The organism is Haloprofundus marisrubri (assembly GCF_001469955.1).
Lineage (GTDB): Archaea > Halobacteriota > Halobacteria > Halobacteriales > Haloferacaceae > Haloprofundus > Haloprofundus marisrubri.
Window position 1 is genome coordinate 796,177 of the sequence record NZ_LOPU01000029.1, and the last position, 24,310, is coordinate 820,486.

24 protein-coding genes are annotated in these 24,310 nt (G+C 64.1%); 11 read left to right on the plus strand and 13 right to left on the minus strand.

The features are described 5' to 3' along the window. Positions 1 to 88 precede the first annotated feature (88 nt). Positions 89 to 1,090: a lamin tail domain-containing protein gene (locus AUR64_RS14500; protein WP_240479615.1), complete on the plus strand. Its 1,002-nt coding sequence runs from the start codon at positions 89 to 91 to the stop codon at positions 1,088 to 1,090. A 98-nt stretch (positions 1,091 to 1,188) separates the two neighbouring features. On the opposite strand, the gene AUR64_RS14505 is transcribed toward AUR64_RS14500, so the two are convergent. After that, complete coding sequence (locus AUR64_RS14505) at positions 1,189 to 1,380, minus strand: hypothetical protein (RefSeq protein WP_058582645.1); 192 nt, start codon at positions 1,378 to 1,380, stop codon at positions 1,189 to 1,191. Between the two features lie 151 nt (positions 1,381 to 1,531). Here AUR64_RS14505 and AUR64_RS14510 point away from each other — a divergent pair, with 151 nt between their 5' ends. Then, positions 1,532 to 2,254: a DUF4013 domain-containing protein gene (locus AUR64_RS14510; protein WP_058582646.1), complete on the plus strand. Its 723-nt coding sequence runs from the start codon at positions 1,532 to 1,534 to the stop codon at positions 2,252 to 2,254. Positions 2,255 to 2,269: 15 nt separating this feature from the next. Here the strand turns inward: AUR64_RS14510 and AUR64_RS14515 are convergent, their stop codons facing one another. The 3 genes from AUR64_RS14515 to AUR64_RS14525 form a co-directional block, all read right to left on the minus strand. Beyond that, the gene (locus AUR64_RS14515; protein ID WP_058582647.1) at positions 2,270 to 2,842 is read right to left on the minus strand and encodes a DUF1684 domain-containing protein; all 573 of its coding nucleotides are present in this window, start codon (positions 2,840 to 2,842) and stop codon (positions 2,270 to 2,272) included. 98 nt (positions 2,843 to 2,940) lie between these two features. Further along, a complete protein-coding gene (locus AUR64_RS14520; protein WP_058582648.1) occupies positions 2,941 to 3,915 on the minus strand; it encodes an aldo/keto reductase in 975 nt (324 codons plus the stop codon). A 233-nt stretch (positions 3,916 to 4,148) separates the two neighbouring features. Next, on the minus strand, positions 4,149 to 4,409 hold the full coding sequence (locus AUR64_RS14525) for a hypothetical protein (RefSeq protein WP_058582649.1): 261 nt from the start codon (positions 4,407 to 4,409) through the stop codon (positions 4,149 to 4,151). Positions 4,410 to 4,789: 380 nt separating this feature from the next. Here AUR64_RS14525 and AUR64_RS14530 point away from each other — a divergent pair, with 380 nt between their 5' ends. Both AUR64_RS14530 and AUR64_RS14535 read left to right on the plus strand, forming a co-directional pair. Continuing rightward, complete coding sequence (locus AUR64_RS14530) at positions 4,790 to 5,755, plus strand: asparaginase (RefSeq protein ID WP_058582650.1); 966 nt, start codon at positions 4,790 to 4,792, stop codon at positions 5,753 to 5,755. Between the two features lie 54 nt (positions 5,756 to 5,809). Continuing rightward, the gene (locus AUR64_RS14535) at positions 5,810 to 6,088 is read left to right on the plus strand and encodes a hypothetical protein (protein ID WP_058582651.1); all 279 of its coding nucleotides are present in this window, start codon (positions 5,810 to 5,812) and stop codon (positions 6,086 to 6,088) included. 27 nt (positions 6,089 to 6,115) lie between these two features. On the opposite strand, the gene AUR64_RS14540 is transcribed toward AUR64_RS14535, so the two are convergent. The 6 genes from AUR64_RS14540 to AUR64_RS14565 all read right to left on the minus strand — a co-directional run bounded on the left by AUR64_RS14540 (position 6,116) and on the right by AUR64_RS14565 (position 13,528). Then, positions 6,116 to 7,036 (minus strand): DMT family transporter, encoded by a 921-nt coding sequence (locus tag AUR64_RS14540; RefSeq protein WP_058582652.1) that lies wholly within the window; start codon positions 7,034 to 7,036, stop codon positions 6,116 to 6,118. A 99-nt stretch (positions 7,037 to 7,135) separates the two neighbouring features. Further along, positions 7,136 to 8,578 carry an ABC transporter ATP-binding protein gene (locus AUR64_RS14545; protein WP_082230800.1) on the minus strand — a complete coding sequence of 481 codons (1,443 nt, stop codon included), beginning with the start codon at positions 8,576 to 8,578 and terminating at the stop codon, positions 7,136 to 7,138. Further along, positions 8,571 to 9,833 carry an ABC transporter ATP-binding protein gene (locus AUR64_RS14550; protein WP_058582653.1) on the minus strand — a complete coding sequence of 421 codons (1,263 nt, stop codon included), beginning with the start codon at positions 9,831 to 9,833 and terminating at the stop codon, positions 8,571 to 8,573. Before AUR64_RS14550 ends, AUR64_RS14545 begins: the two co-directional genes overlap by 8 nt. Further along, on the minus strand, positions 9,834 to 10,847 hold the full coding sequence (locus AUR64_RS14555; protein WP_058582654.1) for an ABC transporter permease: 1,014 nt from the start codon (positions 10,845 to 10,847) through the stop codon (positions 9,834 to 9,836). Next, entirely contained in the window at positions 10,847 to 11,836 is a 990-nt protein-coding gene (locus tag AUR64_RS14560; protein ID WP_058582655.1) for an ABC transporter permease, read from the minus strand. Before AUR64_RS14560 ends, AUR64_RS14555 begins: the two co-directional genes overlap by 1 nt. 30 nt (positions 11,837 to 11,866) lie before the next feature. Continuing rightward, on the minus strand, positions 11,867 to 13,528 hold the full coding sequence (locus AUR64_RS14565; RefSeq protein ID WP_082230801.1) for an ABC transporter substrate-binding protein: 1,662 nt from the start codon (positions 13,526 to 13,528) through the stop codon (positions 11,867 to 11,869). 125 nt (positions 13,529 to 13,653) lie between these two features. Here AUR64_RS14565 and AUR64_RS14570 point away from each other — a divergent pair, with 125 nt between their 5' ends. The 4 genes from AUR64_RS14570 to AUR64_RS14585 all read left to right on the plus strand — a co-directional run bounded on the left by AUR64_RS14570 (position 13,654) and on the right by AUR64_RS14585 (position 16,358). Then, on the plus strand, positions 13,654 to 14,283 hold the full coding sequence (locus AUR64_RS14570; protein WP_058582656.1) for a hypothetical protein: 630 nt from the start codon (positions 13,654 to 13,656) through the stop codon (positions 14,281 to 14,283). A gap of 90 nt (positions 14,284 to 14,373) precedes the next feature. Further along, entirely contained in the window at positions 14,374 to 15,009 is a 636-nt protein-coding gene (cysE, locus tag AUR64_RS14575; protein ID WP_082230802.1) for a serine O-acetyltransferase, read from the plus strand. 68 nt (positions 15,010 to 15,077) lie between these two features. Then, on the plus strand, positions 15,078 to 15,797 hold the full coding sequence (locus tag AUR64_RS14580; protein WP_058582657.1) for a twin-arginine translocase subunit TatC: 720 nt from the start codon (positions 15,078 to 15,080) through the stop codon (positions 15,795 to 15,797). A gap of 72 nt (positions 15,798 to 15,869) precedes the next feature. Then, positions 15,870 to 16,358, plus strand: a complete 489-nt coding sequence (locus AUR64_RS14585) for a hypothetical protein (protein ID WP_058582658.1) — start codon at positions 15,870 to 15,872, stop codon at positions 16,356 to 16,358. 97 nt (positions 16,359 to 16,455) lie between these two features. On the opposite strand, the gene AUR64_RS14590 is transcribed toward AUR64_RS14585, so the two are convergent. From AUR64_RS14590 to AUR64_RS14600, 3 genes are all read right to left on the minus strand, one after another. Then, positions 16,456 to 18,705, minus strand: coding sequence for an NADP-dependent malic enzyme (locus AUR64_RS14590; protein WP_058582659.1), 2,250 nt, complete (start codon positions 18,703 to 18,705; stop codon positions 16,456 to 16,458). Positions 18,706 to 18,778: 73 nt separating this feature from the next. Next, positions 18,779 to 20,137 (minus strand): DUF7544 domain-containing protein, encoded by a 1,359-nt coding sequence (locus tag AUR64_RS14595; RefSeq protein WP_058582660.1) that lies wholly within the window; start codon positions 20,135 to 20,137, stop codon positions 18,779 to 18,781. An 89-nt stretch (positions 20,138 to 20,226) separates the two neighbouring features. After that, on the minus strand, positions 20,227 to 21,402 hold the full coding sequence (locus tag AUR64_RS14600; RefSeq protein ID WP_058582661.1) for a M24 family metallopeptidase: 1,176 nt from the start codon (positions 21,400 to 21,402) through the stop codon (positions 20,227 to 20,229). A 171-nt stretch (positions 21,403 to 21,573) separates the two neighbouring features. Between AUR64_RS14600 and AUR64_RS14605 the strand changes: the two genes are divergently transcribed. From AUR64_RS14605 to AUR64_RS14615, 3 genes are all read left to right on the plus strand, one after another. Then, positions 21,574 to 22,467, plus strand: a complete 894-nt coding sequence (locus AUR64_RS14605) for a COX15/CtaA family protein (protein WP_058582662.1) — start codon at positions 21,574 to 21,576, stop codon at positions 22,465 to 22,467. A gap of 129 nt (positions 22,468 to 22,596) precedes the next feature. Continuing rightward, on the plus strand, positions 22,597 to 23,565 hold the full coding sequence (locus tag AUR64_RS20145; protein WP_058582663.1) for a basic amino acid ABC transporter substrate-binding protein: 969 nt from the start codon (positions 22,597 to 22,599) through the stop codon (positions 23,563 to 23,565). Between the two features lie 3 nt (positions 23,566 to 23,568). Next, positions 23,569 to 24,294, plus strand: coding sequence for an amino acid ABC transporter permease (locus AUR64_RS14615; protein ID WP_058582664.1), 726 nt, complete (start codon positions 23,569 to 23,571; stop codon positions 24,292 to 24,294). Positions 24,295 to 24,310: the final 16 nt, after the last annotated feature.

A 24,310-nucleotide genomic window follows, 5' to 3' on the forward strand; every position in this document is an offset into this window, starting at 1 on the left:
CGACCGTCGGCGGGAGACCGTCGACGTGGCGTCGTCAACGCAAAATCGTCGACGCGAGAATGATATACCATCCCTCCGTATCCGCGCTGTGGCCTCGATTCGCCGACGAGTAGTCGTCTTCGCTGTCTGTGTTCTCTTTCTCACCACCGGGTGTCTCGGCGTTCCGTCACCGCCCTCGGCAGGTGACGACTCGCCCGCCGCCGGCGACGTCCCGCTACCCGGAGAAGGTCCGGAACGAACGGCGACTGTCGTCGACGTCGTCGACGGCGACACGATTCGAATCGTCTACGCCAACGGCACCCGCGACACCGCTCGTCTCCTCGGCGTCGACACGCCCGAAACCTACGGCGAGAGCGACCCGGCCGACTTCGAGGGCGTCCCCGACACCGAGGCGGGTCGCGCCTGTCTGAACGACTACGGCGAACGGGCCAGCGAGTACACGACGGAGACGCTGCTCGACGAAGAGGTGACGCTCCGGTTCGACGCGAACGAACCGCGACGGGGATACTACGACCGTCTACTCGTCTACGTCGTCGTCGGTGGCGAGGACTTCAACTACGGTCTCGTCGCCGACGGCTACGCCCGGGTCTACGACAGCCAGTTTACCGCCCGCGAGCGCTACTACGACGCCGAAGCGAGCGTACAGCAGGAGAGGCGAGGACTCTGGGAGTGTGCGACCGATGCCGGAGCGTCTTCGACCGGTGCGACCGGCGGGGCCGACGACTCAGATACTGTGGAATCCGACGTCGACGGCGGCGACTCGTCGCTCGTCGTCGCGTCCGTCCACGCCGACGCTGCGGGCGACGACCGGCAGAATCTCGGCGACGAGTACGTCGTCTTCGAGAACACCGGCGACGAGACGCTCGACCTGACGGGGTGGACAGTGACCGACGAGGCAGGCAAGCAGTATCGCTTCCCCGATGGGTTTACCCTCGACCCCGCCGCGACGGTGACGCTACGAACCGGTGACGGTGAGAACACCCGAGAAACCGTCTACTGGGGTGCCAGCGGGCCAGTCTGGAACAACGGCGGCGACGAAGTCGTCGTCCGTGACGAGGCGGGACGAGTCGTCGCTCGCCGGTCGTACTGACGGGGTAGACTGGCGTGCTGGACTGCTGGGTTGGACTGACGAGTCGGACGAACCAGCCGCTCTCGGAGGGTTGTCGGCGAAAAATCGAACCCGTGGTCTCAGACCGAGCGGCCGGTGACGTCGGTGCCGACGAGGTACGTGCCGGCGGTGAGCAGTGCTGCGGCGACGACGAGGATGATGCCACCGACGACGCCGGCGAACGTCGACGATGGCAGTGCGGTCGGCACGAAGCCGAGCGTTCCGACGACCATCATTCCGAGGCCGAGAGTTCCGTTCCGTGTAACGTCCATACTCCGGCTATATCGTCCCCGGCATAATGGATTTCGTTTTCGTCTCGTGAGTGTGATGCGGTGCGAACCGCTAGCAGACGTCGATTTCCGGACTCCAAGGCGCTATCGGGGGAACGATTATGTCGTCGCTTGCCCACGATTGCGACAGAAGATGAGCATCGACATCGAGTCCGACCTCCGGTACCCGACGACGGCCGACGACTGGGTGACGACGCAACTCGTCGGTGCGCTCGTTACGTTCGTCGGTTTTCTGCTGTTGTTTCCGTTGTTTCTGATTTTGGGCTACTACCTCCGCGTCGCTCGCCGGACCATGGAGGGTGACGAGACGCCCCCGTCGTTCACCGACTGGGGGACGCTGTTCGTCGACGGGGCGAAAGCCGCCGCCGTTCTCTTAGCCTACCAACTCGTCCCGATACTGGTGTTCGCGCTCACGGCCGTTTTCGTTCTCGTCCCGGTGTTGACGAACGGGGACGTGGCGTTCGGCGTGAGCGTGCTCGGGGTCGTCGCCGGACTACTCGTTTCGATGCTTCTCTCGCTCGTCTTCGGCTACTTCGGCATCGCTGCCGCTCTCAACGTCGCCTACGAAGGTTCGGTCCGCTCGGGGTTCGAGTTCGGCCGCATCGCACGTGTCGCGTTCAGCCGTGAGTACGCGGTACAGTGGCTCTACGCGTTCGTTCTCTCGGTGGGTATCAACGCCGTCCTCGGCGTCGTCGCGGCGGTTCCGCTCGTTCAGTTCGCGTTGGTGCTTTTGACCCCGCTCGTCAGTTTCTACGTCGGTGTCGTCACCGTGCGAATCTACGGCCGTGGATACGCGGCGGCGCTGGACGCGGCCGCTTCCCGAGCGGACCGAACGCGGGCGGAGACGACGCCGTAGCGGCGTCCGAGAGAATCACCCCTCGAAGCGCTCGCCGGCCGGAATCACCACGTCCAGCCAGTTTTCTTCGGGCGGAAGCGGACAGGCGAACGTCTCGCTGTAGGCGCAGAACGGGCTGTACGCGAGATTGAAATCCAGTACCACCTCGTCGCCGTCTTCGAGTTCCCGACTCGGCTCGAACTCCATGTATCGGCCACCGTGGTACGTCTGCTGTCCGGTCGTCTTGTCGCGGAACGGGACGAAAAGCGACTGTGAGTCGTCGGACTCCTGTCGGTACCCCGCGAGCGTCTGCGTCTCACCGCTGGCTTCGAACTCGAACGTCACCACGCGGAGATAGCGGACGTTCGGCCCGTTCGTCGTCTCCATCTCGACGGGCTCGGGTTGGTCGTGCGTCGTCACCGTCGCCTCGACGCGGTAGTCGGGGTCCGGGTCGAAGTACTCCAAGCCGTCGAACTCCTCTCGTTTCTCCGGCGGAATCGGTGACTGCGGGTGGTCGGCGAAGAAGTCGTTCTTCTGTTCTCGCTGTTTTTCGACCTGCGTGCGCCACTCCTCGACACCGACTTCGGATTCCGATTCGCTGTCGCTCATGAGATTCCGTTGCCGACGCCGACACAAATCGGTTGGGACCGCGGCGCGTGTCTCGGGTGCGAGGCCGGGTGGTTCGCTCTCTCGACGTATCCGATTTCTCAGTTCGATTTCGCGTCCGCGAGTCGGTGGAACTGCGCGTCGGTGAGCGAGATATCGCTTGCGACGAGGTTCTCTTCCAGTTGCTCGGGGGTTCGCGCGCCGACGATGGGCGCGGTCACCTGGTCGTGGTGCATCAACCACGCGAGACTCACCTGTGCGGGCGTCGCGCCGACTTCCTCGGCGACGGCTTCGACGGCTTCGAGCGCGTCGAAGTTCTCGGAGGTCAGATACGAGTCCGCGAACTGCTGGTCGTTGGCCGCCCGCGAGTCCTTCGGTGGACTCTCGTTTCGGCTGTACTTGCCCGTCAGGAAGCCGCCGGCCAGCGGCGACCACGGGACGACGCCGACGTCGTAGTGTTCGCACATGTCGAGGTAGTTGCCTTCTATCTCGCGATTTGCCACGTTGTACCGCGGTTGCGACAGCGAGAACGGTTCGTAGCCGCGCTTGTCGGCGAGTTCGTTCGCCATCGCCACTTTCCAAGCGTTCGGTTCGAGCGTCGACGCGCCGAGGTAGTTCACTTTCCCGTCGCGGACGAACTCGTCGAGCGTCCGCATGAACTCGCGGGCGGGGGTGTCGTCGTCCCATCGGTGGACGTACAACACGTCGACGTAGTCGGTTCCGAGTCGTTCGAGAATCTCGTCGACGTTGTTGCGGAGGTGTTTGCGGTTCAGCCCGCGGCCGTTCGCGTGGTCGCTCGTCGGCCAGTAGATTTTGGAGGCGACGACGAACTCCTCGCGGTCCCGCTCGGCTAACCAGTCGCCGATATACTCCTCGCTTCGTCCCTCGCCGTACATGTCGGCGGTGTCGATGAACGTCCCGCCGGCGTCGGCGTAGGCGTCGAGCAACTCGTGGGCTCGCTCGCGGCCGACTTCGAGGTCACCGTCGTCGTTTCGCCGCCCGAAACGCCACGTCCCGAACGCGAGTTTGCTCACCTTCGTCCCGGTGCGACCGAGCGGAACCGTATCGAGAGACATGCCCGAACGTGCGTGGAGTGGGCGCTAAAGTACCCCGCATTCGACGACGTGAGAGTGGACAGAAAGGACGTGCACAGGAGGAGAGAACCGGACGAGAGGAACTCACAGATGTGGAGTGGCGAAGAGAGCGAAAGGAGATGAGAGACAGAGAGACGTCGTAGCAGCGGGGGAACCACAGGGCGGCAGGTCCCACGGAAGTCGGGGGAGGGGGAACCGTGGCCGTGGTGGGAGCGTTACTGCTTGTGGCCGTGACCGACCACGAGGGCGACGATGTTTGCGACGAACAGCACGGGCAGCAGTTCCATACCCGCGCCGAACACCGTCTCGCCGGCGATGAGCGGGATGTAGAAGAACGGCAGCGCGATTGCGGCCCAGAAGGCCGTAAACTGCACCGGCCGCGTGAGGATGCGGGCACCGAGACTGTTGGAGAACTCGTCGACGGCGCTGTTCGATTGGCGGGGGCGTTCGTTCTTGAGTGGGGAGGAGTTGGACATGGGACCTCTCACTTTCTCGTATAACTCAAGGGGTCATATAGGGGGGAGAGCGTTGAGCCGAGTTCGGTCAGTTTTAGCGTTGACCAGTTTCCTAACTGACCTTTCACGAAGTCCTGAGAAAAGAGTTAAAAGTTTATCGAGCTCTCTCATCCTTTTTCTCCACTCTCGAAAGACTGTCTTGCTGGGTAGAGTATTCTCTCGAATTGAACGAATTGGAGCGCGTAATCTGTCGAATCTGACCTATCATCGTGCGTGAGGACTCGTGGGCGCGGTGACGGCTCGTGCGAACTCCTCTCTCGGAACGGCATCGACCCCCCAACGGCGACCACAAAAACCTCCGCCTGCACAACAGTCAACCGGCGGGCGCGTGAGAGTCGGCTATGCCAGACGTACGCGTGCTCAGTTGCGGCGGGACGATTGCCAGCGAACCGAGCGAGACGGGGGCGGCCCCGGCGAAACGCGGCGCAGACCTGCTCGAAGCGGTGCCGGAACTCGACGACTACGCGACGGTTACCGCCGAGGAAATATCCTCACATCCGGGGTTCGACATGCGATTCGCCGACATCGCCGCCGTCGCTGAAGCCGTCGAAACCACCGACGCCGACGGGTTCGTCGTCACGCAGGGAACCGACACGCTCGCGGATACGGCGTACGCGCTCTCGTTGCTTCTCAACGCCGACGTTCCGGTGGTCGTCACCGGGTCACAGCGCCGGTTCGACGAGGTCGGAAGCGACGCGCCCGCAAACCTCCTGACGGCGGTCAGAGCGGCCACTTCGCACCGGTTTTCCGGTGCGTTCGTCGCCTTCGACGACGAACTCCACCTCGCTCACGACGTCGAGAAGACACACACGAACGCGCTCTCGACGTTCAAATCCCCCGGGAAAGGCCCGGTCGCCTCGTTCACACGGTCGGAGACGCACGTCCACCGTGCCGCCGAGAGCGAGTCCTCGGAGGCCGCGTCGCTTCCGGTCTCGGCCGCTGCCGACGCCTCTGCCACGGTCCCAGTCGTCCACTCGGGCATCGGTGTCACCGGCGACGAACTCGATAGAGCGGTCGACGCCGGTGCCGACGGTGTCGTCGTCGAGGGAACGGGTCTCGGTAACGTCGCCAGCAGTCTCGGCGACGCCGTTGCACGCGCCGTCGAGACGGTCCCTGTCGTCGTCAGTTCGCGATGTCACGCTGGGCCGACCGACCAAGTGTACGGCACCGGTGGCGGCGGCGTAACGCTCCGCGAACACGGTGCGCTGTTCTCGGGTGACCTGCCGACCTCGAAGGCACGAATCAAACTCCTCTTGGCGCTCTCGGCGGGTATCGACGACGACGACCTCGCCGCACTGTTCGACTGAGTTCTACTCGCCTCCGACCGATTCTTTACCCGCGACGCCGACTGTTCGGCCGATATGGCCGACCTCAACCCCATCGCAAAGCGCATCCACAACGTTTCGCCGAAACCCGTTCGACTCACGCTCTCGGACGACTCCACCGCCGTCTACCAGTTCTCGGGAACGCAGTTCTTCCAGCAGGAGTTCCAAGGCGAGGGAACGTGTGAGGACGACGACGCCGAGTACCGACTCATCACGAGCGAGGACAACGAATCGGTGCTACTCGGTCGAAAAGGCCTGGAAGACGACGGCTGGTCGATGGTCGGCGAAGTGGTCGAAGCCGAGCGAGCGGAGTAGCGCGAAAGAGTCGAAGGACGCCGACGCTTACGACATCTCGGCCGGTCGCCCGACCAACTGTTCGCGTATCGCATCGCGTTTCAACAGCACGAACCCGCCGAAGATGAGCAGAAAGCCGAACGCCGTCTCCGGATTCAGCGACTCCTGCAGGACGAGATACCCCGAAATCGCCGCGAAAATCGGAGCGACGTAGGAGACGAGGTTGATTTCGATAGCGCCCAGTCGGTCCAACAGGTCGAAGTAGACGAGAAAGCCGATTGCGCTCGCCGCCAGTGAGAGGTACAGAAGCGCCGCGACGCCGCGCGTCGTCCACGTGATTTCGGCGACCGACTCGCCCATCCCGAGCGAGACGACGTGCATCAGCGCCGCGCCGCCGAGCATCGCCCACGCCTCCATCGTCTCTATCGGGAGGCCGTCGTCGATGCGCTGGGTCAGGACGCTCCCGAACGCGAACGCCGTCGCGGCCCCGAAGACGAGCAGTTTCGACACCGTCGCGCCGCCGAGCAGGTTGTTCGGGTCGAGTTCCGAGAGCACGGCGACGCCCACCAGTCCCAGCAACAAGCCGACGACGCCGACGGCGGTGAGACGTTCGCTCGGGAGCAACGCCCGAGCGAACACCGTCGTCAGCACGGGGCTGAGACTTACGAGAACCGCCGCGGTGGCGCTCGTCACCGGACCGTTCTGACCGACGAACAGGAGGACGTGGTACGCCGCGATGAGAAACACCGCCGCGATGGCGACGACGGTCCACTGCTTGCGGGTTCGCGGAACGGGGTCGTCGACGACGTACGCCGCGTAGCCGAGCATCAGTACGCCTGCGATGTCGTATCGCAGCGCCGCGAAGAGAACCGGCGGAAACGACGCCAACCCGGCGTTGATTGCCATGAACGCCGACCCCCAGACGGCCGCCAAGAAGAGAAACAGGAGTGCGTTCCGTGTCTGAGTCACGCCGAATCTGGTCGGGCAGGGGGCCTGTAGCTTTCGTTTGCGGCGTGGCAAACCGGTTTTAGCCTCGTCGGTGCAGGCCCCGCCGCAGGACGCTACGGTTCAGTCCGCCTCTGCGCCCGTCTCGTCGTTTCCGACGACGCCGGACTCCGGATGCGCTCGGACCGGTTCGCGGTCGACGGGCGCGTCGGCCGGTTGCTCGTAGAGGTGACACGCCGCCGGATGCGTGCGTTCTTGCAGTAGCGGCCGCGTCGTCTCGCAGACGCTCTCGAAGCGTTCGCGGAGAATAGCGATTGCCTCCTCCGTGTCGCCGTTCGACAGCGCCTCCAGCGCCTGCTCGACGGCCGCTTCGTCGTCGCCGGTCAGTTCGTGGCTGAAGAACTCCTCGCGGAGGTGGCTTTTGAACCCCGGTTTGTCGGCCTCCTCGTCCGCGTGACTCCACGCCGCCTCGGCGTCGAACTCGTCGCGTTCGAGGCGGTCTCTGAGGTCCATCACCTCCCGATACGCCTCCTGTGAGAGCGTCACGTCGCCCGGTGGAATGACCTGCGGACAGCGCGTCCGGAAGCGACAGCCACTCGGCGGGTTCCGCGGACTCGGCACGTCGCCGGCCAGCGGTTCGACGTGTCGGCCGCTCTCGGACACCGCCGCCCGCGGCACGCTCTCCAACAGCGCTCGGGTGTACGGATGCTGTGGGTCGTCGAACAGTTCGTCGGTCGGGCCGAGTTCGACGATGTTGCCGAGATACATCACCGCCACCCGGTCGCAGATGTGGCGAACCACCGAGAGGTCGTGGGCGATGAACAGGTAGGTGAGGCCGAACTCCTCCTGCAAGTCGTCCAGCAGATTGAGGACCTGCGCCTGCACGCTCACGTCGAGCGCCGACACGGGTTCGTCGAGGACGATGAACTCCGGTTCGAGTGCGAGCGCACGAGCGATGCCGACACGCTGGCGTTGCCCGCCGGAGAACTCGTGCGGGTAGCGTTCGACGTGGTTCGCCGAGAGACCGACCCGTTCGAGCAGTTCGGCGGCTTGGTCGATACGCCACTCGCGCTTCGAGCGGCCGTCGTCGGGCGACTCCTCGGGCAACCCGTGGATGCGGTACGGCTCTGAGATGATTTCGCCGATGGTCATCCGTGGGTCGAGACTGGAGAACGGGTCCTGAAAGACGATTTGGGCGCGCCGGCGGAACTCGGTCCGCTCGTCGCCATCCATCTCGTAGACGTCTTCGCCGTCGAACTCGACGCGGCCGTCGGTCGCATCTCGCAGTCGCAGCAACGTCTCGCCGGTGGTCGACTTCCCACACCCGGATTCGCCGACCAGTCCGACGGTCTCACCCTTGTGGACGTCGAAACTAATCCCATCGACGGCTTTGACGCTCTCGGACTCGCGGCCCAACAGTGTCTCGAACAGCGAACTGCCCTCGCCGTAGTACTTTTTCAGGTCGCGGACGCGAAGTAGCGGTTCGCCGTCGGTCGTGGCGGGCCGTCCGCCGTCGGTCGTGACAGTTCGCTCGCCGTCGGTCGTCGACTGGTGGCGTTCAGGCATCGCTGACCACCTCCTGTTCGGCGGCGTCGTCCGGCGTTTCGGGGTCCGACGCCTCCGCTCGGTCGCCGAAGTAGTCGTCGCCGAGTGCCTCCGCGGCGTCGAACTCGCGGGTGGCGAGCACACAGCGGGCGGTGTGGACCGCCTCCGCGTTCGCGCCGTCGCCGACGACCTCGCCGCTGTCGGTGTCGTACTCGGGGATGCTGTTGAGACACGCCTCCATCGCGTTCGGACAGCGGTCCGCGAAGTAACAGCGGCCGCCCATCTCCGAGTCGAGCAGACTCGGGACGTTACCCTCGATGGGCGACAGTCGCGGTGACGGGTCTTCGAGGTCCGGAATCGAACCCAGCAGCCCTTCGGTGTACGGATGTACCGGGTTCTCGAAGATATCTCCGAGCGTCCCGCGTTCGACGATTTGGCCGGCGTACATGACGCCGACGCGGTCGCACATCCGTGCGATGACGCCGAGGTCGTGGGTAATCATGATGATGCTCATATCCTGTTCGCGCTGGAGGTCGCGGAGCAGATTCAGAATCTGCGCCTGAATCGTCACGTCGAGCGCCGTCGTCGGTTCGTCGGCGACGAGGATGTCGGGTTCGCCCGCCAACGCCTGCGCAATCATCGCTCGCTGGAGCATCCCGCCGGAGAACTGGTGGGGGTACTCCTCGGCGCGCGCCTCCGGGTCGGGGATGCCGACCTGTTCGAGCAGTTCGATGGCTCGCTCTTTGCTCTCGGTGCTGGTGTACTCGCGGCCGGGGACGATGCTGTCGACGAGATACTTCCCGAGACCGTAGCCTTGGGTCCGTGAGCGGGTGCTGCGCGGGTTCGCCCGGGCGCGGCGTTGGACCTCGACGGCTTCTGCAATCTGTTCACCCACCGTGATGGAGGGGTTGAGACTGCTCATCGGGTCCTGAAACACCATGCTGAACGACGGTCCGCGGAGCGACCGGCGGACGCCTTTCGGCAACCGTCTGAGGTCGACGAAGTCGCCGTCGACGGCCTCCGAGCGTTTCTCGCGGAACTCGTCTGCGAGGTCGGCGTTTCGGTACCACACTTCCCCACCCGTCACCCTCCCGGGCGACTCGATGAGGTCGATGACCGACAGCGCCGTCACGGACTTTCCACTTCCCGATTCGCCGACGATACCGAATATCTCGCCGTCGCGGACGTCGAAACTGACGCTTTCGACGGCGTTGACCTGTCCCTCTTCGGTGAAGAACCGCGTCTTCAAATCTCTGACTCTGAGTATCTCGTCCATCTAAACGCCTCCTTCCCCTTCGATGCCGGGGTCTAACGCGTCGCGTAGCCAGTCGCCGACGAGGTTGACCCCGATGACGGCGAAGACGATAGCGACGCCGGGAATCGACGCAATCCACCACGCCGACGCCAAGTAGTCACGGCCCTGTGCGATGTCGAGTCCCCACGAGAGGTTCGCCCCCGAGAAGCCGAGGTACGACAGCGAACTCTCCAGCAAGATGATGGCGGCGACCTGAATCGTCGCCAGCACCAAGATGGGGGTGATGCTGTTCGGGAGGATGTGTCGCGCAACGATGGAGCCGTCGCTCGCACCGAGAGCGCGGGCGGCCTTGACGTACTCCTCGTTGCGGAGGCTGAGCGCCTCCCCACGGGCGACGCGGGCGAACCACACCCAGTTCACCAGCGCGACGACGAGAACGACGGTTCCCGGTAAGACGATGTTCGGCGGCATCTCGGGTGCGAGTCCGAGGACGACGAACGGGTCGGGTATCCGTATTGTCACCCCGCCGAACAGCCCGATGAGCGCGATAGCCAACACCAGCGACGGGAACGCCAACATGATGTCGGACATCCGCATCAGGCCGTCGTCGACGCGGCCACCGTAGTAGCCGGCGGTCAACCCGACGGTGACGCCGATGAGCACCGCCAACATCGTTCCGAAGACGCCGACGAGCAGCGACGTGCGCGCGCCGTATATCGTCCGCGAGAGCATATCACGCCCCAGCGCGTCCGTTCCGAGCGGATGCGCGAGCGTCGCGTTGACGGTCACTTCCTCTTCGACGACTTCGATGCTCCCGTTGACCATCTCCGAGCGCGTCTCGTTCTCTGTCGTGCTGAACCCTAACGGTGGCACTTGTGAGTTGCCGAGGTCCTGTTGATACGGGTCGTACGGCGCGAGGAACGGTGCGAACACCGCGACGAGGATAATCGCCAGCACCAGCACGATGCCGATTTTGGCGAGCGCACTGCCTCGGAGTTCACGACGGAGGTTCCGCCAGGTACGTGGCGAGACCATCAGTCGTACACCACCTGTGGGTTGACGTACGCGTACAGCGCGTCGACGGCGATGTTCACGAAGACGAAACTCGAGCCGATGACGATGAGACAGCCTTGGATGAGCGGCCAGTCACGGGTGTTGATGCTGTTGATGACCAAGGTTCCTAAACCGGGCCACGCGAACACCGCCTCGGTGATAACCGCCCCGCCGATGAGCGTCCCCAACTGCAGGCCGAGAACGGTGATAACTGGTATCAGCGTGTTCCGAAGCGCGTGTTTGTAGCGAACGAGCGTCTCCGGGAGACCTTTCGCACGAGCGGCGTCGACGTAGCTTTTGCCGAGTTCGTCGAGCATCCCGCTTCTGGTCAACCGGGTCACGAGCGCGGTGAAGTACGTCCCGAGCGTGATTGCCGGGAGTGTGATATGCTGTAACCAGAGAACGATGCCGGCGTAGTTGCCCGACAACACGAGCACCTCGACGGCTTGAACGATGCCGACTGGGCGCCGACTCGTGGGCAGGAAGTTCAACTGGACGGCGAAGACGAGCACGAGCATGATGCCGAGCCAGAAGTTCGGCGTGCTGATGCCCGCGAGCGAGAACGTCGTCGCGGCGTAGTCTGCCGGCTCGTGTCGCCGAGTGGCGCTGATGACGCCGAGCGGTATCGAGATGACGATAGCGACGACGGTGGCGGCGACGGCGAGTTCGACAGTGGCGGGCACACGCGCGAAGATGCGTGTCGCCGCCTCCGTCCCGGAGATGTACGAGTAGCCCATGTCGCCGGTGAGCAGTCCCGTGAGATAGTCGAAGTACTGGACGTACAGCGGTTGGTTCAAGCCCAGTTCCTCGGCGATGCGCTGCCGAAGTTCCGGACTGGCGTCTAAGGGGGCGATAAACGTGATGGGGTCGCCCGGTGTGGAGAACCGTAGGAGAAACACCACCGTCACGACACCCCAGACGACGAAGATTCCCTGCAGGCTCCGCTTAATTATGAATCGTGCAAATGACATGATTGGTCGAAAGAGCTTCGGAGCCGTTCGTTACGGCTGCATGATTTCGTACGCCTTGATGGACTCGTCACGGCGTGCTTGCCACTCGATACGCGAACTCGCACCGTAGACGCTGTACTGCCGGTTGAGGAAAATCCACGGCGCCTGGTCGTGGGCGAGTTGGTTGGCTTCTTGGAACAGGCTCTCGCGCTCGTCGGCGTTTGCGGTCTGGCCGGCCTGCGAGACGAGTTGGTCGAACTGGTCGTTGCTCCAACTCGACAGCGCACCGTCGGTCGTCAGCAGCGGGATGAGCGTCTGACTCGCGTCGAACGTCTCGTTACCCCAGCCGATGAGGTACCAGTGCGGCATGTCTTCGATGTTACCGGTCGTGAGTTCGCCCGCGAGCGCACCGAAGTCACGCTGGTTCACCGACGCCTCGACGTTCGACAGTTCGTTGATGTAGCCGACGACTGCCTGTGCGATTTCGAGGTCTTTCAGGTAGCGACCCACCGGCGTGTGCAGTTCGATGGTCGCGCCTGCGAACCCGCTTTCTTCGACCAGTTGCTCTGCCTGCTCGACGTCGTACGGGTACGGGTCGATGTTCGGGTTGTAGCCGGTGAACCCTTCGAGCGTCGGCTGTCCGGTCGCGTCCGCGAAGTCCGACAGCACTTCCGAGACGATGGTGTTGATGTCGACTGCGTAGTTCATCGCCCGGCGGAACTGCAGGTTCGAGAACGGTTCGACGTCGTAGCGCATCCCGTTGTAGATGATACGCGTACTCGGCACCGCTTCGACGCGGGTGCTCTCGTTGCTGTTGATACGGCTGACCTCCTGCGGCGGAACGTTGACGATGATGTCCGTCTCGCCGCTGACGAGTTGGTTGACGCGGGTGCTCGACTCCGACGCCGAGGTGATGGTCAGCGCGTCGACGGCCGCCGGTTCACGCCAGTACTCTTCGTACTTCGTGTACTCGACACGCTCGTCCTGAACGTAGTTCGAGAGCTGGAACGGTCCGGTACCGTTGGCGTTGCTGTTGATGTAGCTGTTGTCGTTGGATTCGACCCACGACTGCTGCATCACGTCGCCGTAGCTGGCGAGGAGTCCGATAGCCATCGGGTTGACGCCGTCGGAGATGACGTCGACTGCGCGTTCGCCGTCGACGACCTGCGCTTCGGTGATGCCCGCCAACTGGTCGCTCTGCGGGCTTGCGAGGTTCCCGACGTCGGGGTTGACGATGCGGTTGATACTGAAGGCGACGTCCTGGGGGGTGAGTTCGTCGCCGTTGTGGAACGTCACGCCCTCGCGGATTGTGAGACGGACGCGGTTCGGTTCCGCCTGTTCGTAGTTTTCGGCGAGGCCTTCGATGACCTGCCCCTCGCGGTCGCGGTCGAGCGCCCCCTCGTACATCTGCATGACGATGATGTCGGTGGTCGTCTCACGATGGTCGTGGGGGTCGAGACCGGAGTCCATCTGTCCCTGCGTGATGGTGACGGCGAACTCGCCGCTCTCCTGATTGTTCTGGTCGTCGCTGCTGTCCGTGTCGTTGCCACCGCCACCACCGCCGGCGCTGTCGTTTGCACCTTCGGCGGGGGTTTCGGTGTTCAACTCTCCAGAGTCGTTCGAACAGCCGGCGAGCGCTGCTGTCGCAGCGGCTCCACCTGCAAGCTGGAGGTAACGGCGTCTGCTAACACGTGACTGCCTGTCATCAGTCATGGAACCACATGGGCGTTACCCCGATATATATGCTATGGTATCACCAATCGCAACACGGAAGCGAGTTCCAATAGACGTGACATTTCGTCAATACAGTTAAGTACGAGAATTACCAAGCGTGCGACATGGCCGCACACCGTCGGTCATCGCTCAGAAATCTGTTCGACCAGTCGCCGACCCCGCATATCGCACATCCTCCACGAACCCACCACCGCCAGTTCTACGTGGCGACCGACGGGTCGTACCGTCCCGACGGCGGTGGACTGGGGGCCGTCATCGAGACGCGCGACGGCGTGCGGGTCGCTCGCATCTCACTTCCCGACGTCGTACCGGACAACAACGTCGCCGAGTATCGCGCACTCCACCTCGGGTTGGACGTGTTAGCCACGCGGGCGCCGAAAACCGCGAGCGTCGGCGTTCTCATCGACCACGACGACCTCGCAGCGAACGTCAACGCCGCGACGCTCTCGGCGGCGGACCCCTCGTGGAACCCCGCCGGGACGCCGCCGATTCCCAGTGGAAGCGAGAACCACTGGCGCGGCATCCTCGCGCGAATCTCGGGGTTCGCCGACCTCCGTGCTGCGAGAATCGACAGCCGTGAGAACCCCGCACACGTGCTGGCGAATACGCCCGGCGAGTACGCGCACGTCAACCGCGAACCGGCGCGGTGTGTGCTCCCCGAACCGCTCGACTCCGCCGCTGGCGGCGACGGCGTTCTCCCGCCCTCGCGGACCGAACGGCCTGCAGGCGACTGAAAGAGCCGACCACGCCGTCCCCACTGTCCCCACCGACCACCCAGACGAAACGCACACAGCTATCCGTACGCGCCGACGACGCTTCGAGCGATGCCGTCACCGTGGACGCGACTCCGAGAAGACCTACGCGCCGCACTGGAGAACGACCCCGCTGCGTTGAGTCGCACCGAAGTCCTACTCACGTATCCGGGCGTCCACGCGCTCTGGATACACCGTATCGCACACACGCTGTGGAACGGGGGAATGCACCTCCCGGCACGCCTGCTCTCGCACCTCGCCCGGTTTCTCACGGGTGTCGAGATTCACCCCGCGGCGACGGTCGGTCGACGCGTCTTCATCGACCACGGGATGGGCGTCGTCGTCGGCGAGACGGCCGAAATCGGCGACGACGTCGTCCTGTACCACGGTGTCACCCTCGGCGGCAAGTCGATGCAGCGAACCAAACGACATCCGACCGTCGAAGGCGGCGCAGTCGTCGGCGCGAACGCGACGCTCATCGGTCCGCTCACCGTCGGTGAGAACGCCCGGGTCGGCGCTGGCTCCGTCGTCGTCGACGACGTTCCCGCCGACGCCGTCGTCGTCGGCAACCCTGCCCGACCGCCGGGCGAGACCTCAAAGGCCGAGAGCGGTGATGGTTCCGACACCAGCGACGACGACGCTTCTGACCCCGGAGAGACGGACGAGTCGGTCGACGCTGGCGACGCCGACGGCGCGGTCGGTCGGTAGTCGCAGGGTCGGTGTCCGCTCGACTTCTGAGGGAGAAAGTTGATAAGACGGTTGGGCATACCCGTCGCATGGTCCTCGAAACAGATAGCGTGCGAGAACTGGGACCGAGAGGGAGTGGCATCCTTCTACGGATTGCTCGCACGCAGGCACGCGAACTCGCCCTCCTGTTTTCTGTCGTCGTCGCGCTGACGCTCGCCGCGTTTCGAGCGACCGGTGTCGACCTGCAGCAGGCCGCGCTTGGCATTTATGCCCCCGCCGGGACGGCCCTGCCGACGGACCCGCTCGTCTCTCTGGGCGTCGAACTCCAGATGGCTGCGCTCGCGGCCGTCGGCGTCACCGGTGCCGCAGTTCTGTGGCGCGCACACGCGGAAACCCGCTCGCACCGCGCGCGGACGGGTCGGCTGTACCTCCTCTCGGCGGTTCTCTGTCTGTTGGGCGTCGTTCTGGGCGCAGTACTCGTCGTCCCTGCACTCTTGGAACTGCTCAAGTTCGGCATCCTCAGAAGCGGCTTCGTCCCGGCGTATCGCCCTTACTGGCTGGCGGAGGTGGCGCTGTTTCTGCCCATCGCCGTCGGCATCGCCGTCTCGTTGCCGGCGCTGATGGTCGCACTCGTCAGCGACGGTATCGTCTCCTCGAACGTGCTCCACCGCGACTGGGGCGTCGTCCTCCTCGGCGTGCTCACGTACGCCTCGCTGTACTCGCCGCCGGACTCGGTCACGTTCGTCGTCTACGGCGGCGTGTTGCTTTCGGGATACCTCGCCGGGTTGGCCGTGTTGACGTTCGGGTAGCCACTCGGTTCTGCAGAGCGTGTCGAAGGCGACACCAACGGGCTTAACACCGGATAATTCTTCGCCGCAAGCGTGACTCGTCGAACGTCCAGACGGAAGGCGCTCGCGGTCTGTGGGGCGACCTCACTCGCCTCGCTTGCAGGCTGTGGCAGCGTTTCGTTCGGGTCGTCTGAGCCGCCGCAACTCGAACTGTCGATGACGAACTTCAGTTCCGAACCACAACTACTGAACCTCGAACTGCTTCGAACTGACGCCGATACGCGTAACGAGGCGCGCGTGTTGGACCGCTCGTTCGAGTTGGCGGCGAGCGAGGGACGAGGCGAGGCGTACTCCGTTCCGGAGTCGCCGACGGTCGAAGACCGCAGGTATCTCCTCCGAGCAAGTCTCAGTGGACGCCCTCGGCGCTCGCAGACACACTACCACTACTATCCCGACTGCCGAGACGCGGACATCGAAACGAGCGTTCTCGCAGTCGACGTGTTCGAGGACTCCGAGCGACCGGAACCGTACGTTTTCGTCGAAAACTACGGCTGTCAGAGAGACGAAACAGAGGGTGAGTAAGGCCGACTCTCGGCTCGAATGCCAACTCACCGACACTGTATCGGCCGAGAAAGAAACAACACCGGAGTCGGGTGCGGTCGGTTATCGGTCCGCTCGTCTACTCTTCTTGGGCGTCCACGACCGCCACACCAGCCAGATTCACGATGTCTTTGACTTCGTCGCCGCGCTGAAGCACGTGAACCGGTTTGTCCATGCCGACGAGCATCGGGCCGATAGCCTCCGCACCGCCGAGGCGCTGGAGCAGTTTGTAGCCGATGTTGCCTGCTTCGAGGTTCGGGAAGATGAGCACGTTCGCCGGTTCCTCCAACTCGGTGAAGTCGTACGTGCCGTCGAGAATCTCCTCGACGACGGCGGTGTCGGCCTGCATCTCACCGTCGACGGGGAAGTCGACTTCGGGGTCGTCGTGCAGGATGTCGACGGCCTGCCGCGGTTTTCTGGTCCCTTCGTTCTCGACACTGCCGAAGTTCGAGTACGACAGCATCGCCGCGCGTGGTTCGACGTTGAACCGGCGTGCGAGGCTCGCGGTGTGTTTCGTGACCTCCGCGAGCACGTCCGCCGTCGGGTCGAGATTCACCGTCGTGTCCGCGGCGAAGATGACGCGGTTCTTGAACGTCAGCATGTACACACCCGCGGCGTAGTCGGCGTCCTCTGCGGTGCCGATAACCTGCAGCGGCGGTCGCAGTGCGCTCGGGTAGTGGTGGGTGAGACCGGTCAGGAGCGCGTCGGCGTCGCCCTGTTCGACCATCACGCTGCCGAAGTAGTTGCTGTCGCGGCTGATGAGTTCGCCCGCTTCGCTCCGGGTGATGCCCTTGCGCTGGCGGAGTTCGTGTAGCCGGTCGCCGTATTCTTCGTGGTTATCGACCGCCGGGTCGACGATTTCGGGGTCGAACTCCAATCCGAGCATCTCCGCGGTGGTTCGGATGGTCTCGGCGTCGCCCAACAGGATGGGTTCGGCGATACCCTGTTCTTGAATCTGGTAGGCCGCGCGAATCATCTTCTCGTCGGTGCCCTCCGCGAGTGCGACGCGTTTCGGGTTCGACTTCGCCTTGTTGAGCACGACGCGCATCATCTCACGCGACTTGCCGAGGCGGGCTTCGAGGCGTTCCTCGTAGTCGGGAACGTCGATGTCTTTCCGTGCTGCGCCGCTTGTCATCGCGGCCTGCGCGACGGCGGGTGCAACCTCGAACAGCACGCGTGGGTCGAGCGGCTTCGGGATGATGTACTCCGACCCGAACTGGAGCGGTTGGTCGCCGTACGCTTTCACGACGGCGTCTGGCACGTCTTGGCGGGCGAGTTCGGCGAGCGCCTCCGCAGCGGCGACTTTCATCGCTTCGTTGATTTCGGTCGCACGCACGTCGAGCGCACCACGGAAGATGAACGGGAACCCGAGCACGTTGTTCACCTGATTCGGGTAGTCCGAGCGGCCCGTCGCCATGATGACGGTGTCGTCGCGGGCGTCTTTGGCCGCTTCGTAGGTGATTTCGGGGTCCGGGTTCGCCATGGCGAAGATGATGGGGTCGTCGGCCATCGACTGCACCATCTCTTGGGAGACGATGTCGGCGACCGAGAGGCCGACGAACACGTCCGCGCCCTCCATCGCGTCGGCGAGGTCGCCGCCCTCGCGGTCGGCGGCGAACTCGCGTTTGAACTCGTTGACCTCGTCGGAGCGGTCGACGGAGATGATACCCGAGGAGTCACACATCGTGATGTTCTCGCGTTTCGCGCCGAGAGAGACGTAGAACCGGGCGGTGGCGATGGCGCTCGCACCCGCACCGGAGAAGACGATTTCGAGGTCTTCGAGTTCCTTGTCGACGATTTCGGACGCGTTGAGAAGCGCCGCCCCGGAGATGATTGCGGTTCCGTGCTGGTCGTCGTGGAAGACGGGTATCGACATCTCCTCGCGGAGACGCGACTCGATTTCGAAGCACTCGGGCGCTTTGATGTCTTCGAGGTTGACGCCCCCGAACGTCGGTTCCATCGCGGAGACGCACTCGATTATCTCGTCGGGGTCGGCGCGGTCCAACTCGATGTCGAACACGTCGATGTCGGCGAAGCGCTTGAACAGCACCCCCTTCCCTTCCATGACGGGTTTCGACGCCTGCGCGCCGATGTTGCCGAGACCGAGCACCGCAGAGCCGTTCGACACCACGCCGACGAGGTTGCCTTTCGCCGTGTAGTTGTACGCCTCGTCGGCGTCGTCGGCGATGTCTAGACACGGTGCGGCGACGCCCGGCGAATACGCCAAAGAGAGGTCGCGTTGGGTGTTCGTCGGTTTCGTCGTCGAAATTTCGATTTTGCCGGGAGGTGATTGCCGGTGGTACTCCCGTGCGTCGTCATCCAGCCCCATGGCTCCGGCGACTCCCTCCGGTGGCAAAAAGCTATGCATAGCGTCGATATCGTGGTTCGACGAACGACGAATATCAGCGTTTATCGGGACCGAATCTGAACCCCGACTCGTCGTCGTCGCGGCCGGTTCCGTCGTCGTCGACGCGGCTGTCGCCCGTAGACGACGTGTCGTCGGTCGTCGATTGCCACGACCCGGCGTCGGACCGACTGTCGAACCGGTCGTCGCTGTCAGTTCCATCGTCGTCGCGGACCCTGTCAGTAGTGCCGAATTCGTCGGTGTCGGTGTCGGTGCCGAATCGGTTGTCGTCGCCGAGTTCGTCGCTGGTGCCGAATCCGCCGTCCGGACCGTCGTTACCATCGTCGCCGTCGGTACCAGCGTCACCGTTTTCATCGTCGTCGTCTTCGTCGTCGGGAATCGAAATGAGCGCGAACCGCGGGTTCGAGCGACCGAGTACCATCAGTTCGTACATCCGGAAGTACGTCTGTGCGACGATACCGACTGGAAGCGCGACGAGTAGGAACGCCAAGAACGCCACCAAGAACGTCAATCCTCCCAAGATGACGGTAGCGGGTGAGAGCATCGCGCCGAATACGCTCCCGATAGCGATAACGATGACAACGGTGATTAGGCCGATGACGAGTGCGGGGATGGCGACGACGATGCCGGTGACGATACCGACACCGATGCCGAGGATAGCTCGCATGATGAGGTAGACGAGATACTGCTTCCACTCGCCGCGCAGCGTCGGCCAGAAGCGTCGCCAGCCCTCGACGACACCCGTGTCGTCGACGAGCATCACCGCGGTGACGAAGGTGTTCGTCAGACCCACGATGAGACCGAGAACGATGCTCACGATTGCGAGAACCGCGATTGCTGCGAAGAGACCGATGGCGCCGAGTCCGGTTACGAGTCCGGGGTCGATACCGAATCCGGATAGCGCATCGGGAGCGGCGAACGCGAGAATGAACAGCGCAATGCCGGCGAAAATCGGGATATTCACCGCGAGCGTGAGGATGAACTTGAACAGGAACAGCCGAGCGCCCTTGCCGAAGCGACGGCGGAACGGAGTACGGATGCGCACGTCGTCGGTGCGGAGGGCGTCGAGGAAGACGAAGCGCATCACGTCGCCGATGAGACCGAACAGGAGAGACAGTGCGATGATGAACACGACTAAGCCAGCAATCAACAGAAAGAGTTGACCGGCTGTTCCGGGGTCGATATCGGGTGCTGGCGACGGCGACGGCGTCGGCTGTGGCTGCGTCGGCACGTCGCCGCCGCCGCCGAAAGTGGGCGGAGAGCCTCCGGTGCTCAGCGCACCGAGGAAGAACACGATTACTGCGAGTCGGAGCCACCGACCGAGGCTAAACGGGAACAGGAACCGACGAGTCGAATCTATCGCATCGTCGATTGCGTCGATTGCATACCAGGGCACGGTCGCATGATTTCACTCACACGACAAATACGTTGCCCTAAAAAGGACCGTTTCGGGCGACGCTGCAGTCGCCGTGTTTTATTTTTCAACTACAGGGTCAGCACGTCGTGACGTTCGACCGCGTCGTCGTAGTCGATGGCGACGACGTTTCGCGTCGGCCACTCGCCGGTGGAGGTGAGCACCTCGAAGCCGTCCTCGGTGACGAGAACGGTATCTTCGCTTTTCGCACCCTGAATCGTCGGATTCCACGCGTACGCCATCGGCGTATGAACCTTCTCGTCTGCCGTCGGCGTGGCGAACCACTCGCGTCCCGCGTAGCCTGCTGCGCCGCCTTGGTGGTGGTGTTTCCACTCGTCGGGGTAGTCGACGTGTTCGTACGCCATCTGGATACCGTCGAAGACGCTCGACGCCGACCCGCCGAGGCGAGACACCGCGCGCGTCGCCCCCAGCGCCGTCGCCTCCACCTGCATCGCCTTGGTGTGGCGCTCCGCCAGCCACTCCGGTGGGTCGAACGCGACGGTTCGGGTCATACTCGCGTGCAGACCGTCTCGCTCCGCCGTCACCGAGACGAGCGCGTAGTCGCCGAGCGGTTCGAGTTTTGGCGTGTAGTGGCGATACGACTGCGCGCGCTCGGACCCGCCGACGAGAACGACGGGCGCGTTGATGCCCCGAGCGGAGAGCGTCACGCGTAGTGCCGACGCGACTTCGTGTTCGGTATCTTCCGACTCCAGTTGCCGACAGACCTGCTCGACGGCCGCGGCGGTGTCGCGGCCGAGGCTCCGGTACGCTTCGATGTCGCCCTCGGAGAGCGGTTGTCGCAGCGCGGAGGCGTCGACCGACTCGAAGCCCGGTACGTCGAAATCCGCCGCCGCGTTCGCCGGTGAGTTGTCGGCGACCGACTCCGCGAGCGACGACTCGTACCACTGGCCCGTCTCGACAGTGAACTCACCGGGGAGTTCCTCGTCGACGAGACGCGGCGCTTCGATGTTGTCGGTGACGACGCGGAACTCGCCGTCCTCTGCGTCTTCGTTTTCGGGAGCGACGTACCCCGCCGCGGCGACGCCGAGGTCGGCTGTCGCGCTGACGACGTTGTCGCCGCCGGTCAGCCACGCAAAGGAGTTCGGGCGGGCGAACCAGACGGCGTCGAGACCGGCGGTATCGAGATACTCGCCGAGTCGTTGCCGGCGGTCGGCGAGGCGGTCCGAGTCGGCCGTGTCTGCGCTTCCTCCGTCGGTGGCCCCGTTGTCGTCGGTGTGCTCGGTCACGTTTGGGGGGATTGGCGGCAGACACTTCAACCGGTCGAAGGCCGACAACGCACCAAGGACAAAAACGGTCGAGTGACGAGATACGGAGTCGACGCTCGCGTTCGAGAACCGGACCAGATGGGCGTTCGGACAGGTCTAAGTACGCCCGCACCCGAGGCTGCGCTAGGGAACATGCTGAGAACACGCACCCGCCCCGACTGGTTCTCGTTTCGGCGCTTTGCGGCCTTCACCACCGCGTCGACGGCGCTGCTCATGATGTTGGGCATCTACACCGCCGCGACCGGGTCCGGACTCGCCTGTTCGGCACAGTGGCCGCTCTGTGACAACGGGCTGCTGCCGCAGACCGTCCCGAGTTTCATCGAGTGGTTCCACCGCCTCGTCGCGATGGTCATCGGCTTCCAAATCCTCGGAACCGCCGCGTGGGCGTGGAAACGCAACTCGAAGCGAAGTGTGAAGCTCTCGACGACGCTTGCGCTCGTCGTCCTCCCCCTTCAAGTGAGCATCGGCGCAGTGACGGTGACGCTGTCGGGACTCGTCCCGAACGGCTACTCCGTGCCGACGCAAGCGGCACATTTCGTCGTCGCGCTGACCATCTTCGGGGCGCTGACGTACGGAACGCTCCGGGCGTACGACGGTCATTTCCGGCGTTCAGCGCTCGAACGGGTGAACCTCGCGCTCCCCGCCGCGCTGGCGCTCGTCGGAGTCGCAGCGCTGTTGAGTCGCGTCTGGGGCGTCTTCTCGTACGGGTCGACCGTCCAGCCGTTGTTCGTCGGGTCGATGCTGGTGACCATCGCAACACTCGTGGCGGCGCTGGTGTGGACGACACAGGCGTCGGCGACACAGGCGTCGCTGTCGCGGCTCCGCCCGCTTCTCGTCACCGCACTCGGACTGCTCGTCCTCATCGCCTTGCTCGGTCGTGACCTCGTCGCGTACACGCCGCTCGTCCGCGACATCAACGCGCTGTTGTTCGGTCTCACCGCGCTCGTCGTCGCCGCAGCGACGTGGCTTGCCCGGCGCGTCAACACCGCAGAGCAGGCGACGACCCACGGCGTCAGCGGCGACTGAGCCGTCCGTTCGGATTTGTCGCGTTTTTCGTACGCTCGACTACTGATTGACGAATAAACACGTCAAGTTCTGTGGTGATTTTCAGTTGGGAAGAAAAGTTGAAGCGTCTGCTTAGCCTCGTCTATCGATATGAAGTCCAATCGTCAGTCCGGCGTCAGTCGTCGGGCGTATCTGAAGTTGGCCGGAGCAGGAAGCGTCGCAGGACTCACCGCTACCGCGGGATGTACCGTCGATACCGGCGGAGACGGTGGAGATGGCGGGGACGGCGGAGACGGCGGTGGCAACGACACGGGTAACGACACCGGAAGCGACGGCGGCGACGGCGGGGAGAGCATGGAAATCGTCCCGGGCACTGCCCCCGGGTTTCCGCCATTCGAGTTCAACGACGATTCGGGCGAACTGGTCGGCTTCGACATCGACCTGCTTTCGGCGGTCGTCGAGGAGACCGACTACACGCTCGCCGACTGGGAGGAGTTCGAGTTCGACTCGCTCATCCCAGCGCTGCAGAACGACCGCATCGACGTCATCGCGGCGGCGATGACCATCACCGAGGACCGCCAAGAGACCATCGCCTTCTCGAACCCGTACTACAACGCCGACCAAGCCATCTTGGTCCCCGCCGGCGGCGAGTTCCAACCCTCGTCACTCGACGACCTCGCGGGACAGACGGTCGGCGCACAGGAGGGGACGACCGGCGCGGGCGTCATCGAGAGCGAACTCGTCGAACCCGGCGACGTCCAGCAGTCGAACTTCCGCACCTACGGCAACTACGTCCTCGCGGTGCAGGACCTCGAAAACGGCAACGTCGACGCGCTGGTCATCGACCAACCGGTCGCACAGACGTTCGCAGACCAGCGTGACGTCGAAATCGCGTTCGTCTACGAGACGGGCGAACGCTACGGCTTCGGCCTCCGACAGGGCGAAAGCGACGTGCAGTCGGCGCTCAACGAGGGCCTGCAGGCGGTCCGCGAGAGCGGCCAGTACGAGGAGATTCGCAACGAGTGGTTCGGCGGCTCCGGCGAGTCCGGCGGGTCGGGCAACGAATCGACCGGCAACGCCTCCGGAAACAGTTCGAACTCGTCCGCAGTCGGGGAGTAACGGATGGACCCGACAGTGGTCGCACAGGCTACGGGCGACTGGGCGTTCGTCCTCGACAACGCCCCGTATCTCCTCGTCGGCGCGGTGCTGACGGTCGTTCTCACCGTCGTCAGCATGCTGCTCGGCTTTCTCGTCGGCTTCCCGGCGGGCATCGTCGAGGTGTACGGCGGCCGGGTGAGCACGTTCCTCGTCGAGACGGTCGGTATCGTGCTCAGAGGGACACCCATCGTGGTCATCCTCATCTTCATGTACTTCGTGTTCTCGACGCCGAGTCTCACCCTCGGGCTGTTCGACGTGACGGTGACGCTCTCGGACGCGTTCATCGCCAGCGTGCTGGGTCTCGGACTCCGAAGCGCGGCGTACCAGTCCCAGATTTTCCGCGGGGCGCTCCAGAGCGTCGACGAAGGACAACTGGAAGCGGCGCGCTCAGTCGGGATGAGTAAACTCGAAGCGATTCGCCACGTGGTCGTCCCGCAGGCGCTTCGGCGGTCGATTCCCGGCTTCCAGAACGAGGTCACTATCGTTCTCAAGGACACGAGCGTCGTCTTCGCCATCGGCCTCGCCGAGTTGCTGACGCGGAGCTACGACCTGTTCGTCCGCCAGACGACGGCGGTGCTGGAAGTGGTGTTGTTCGTCAGCGCGATTTACTTCGTGCTCACGTTCATCACCAATCGGGGACTGGACCTCATCGGGTCGTACTACGAGATACCGGGCGGTGAACAGGCGTGACGGTGAGTAGCGGTCG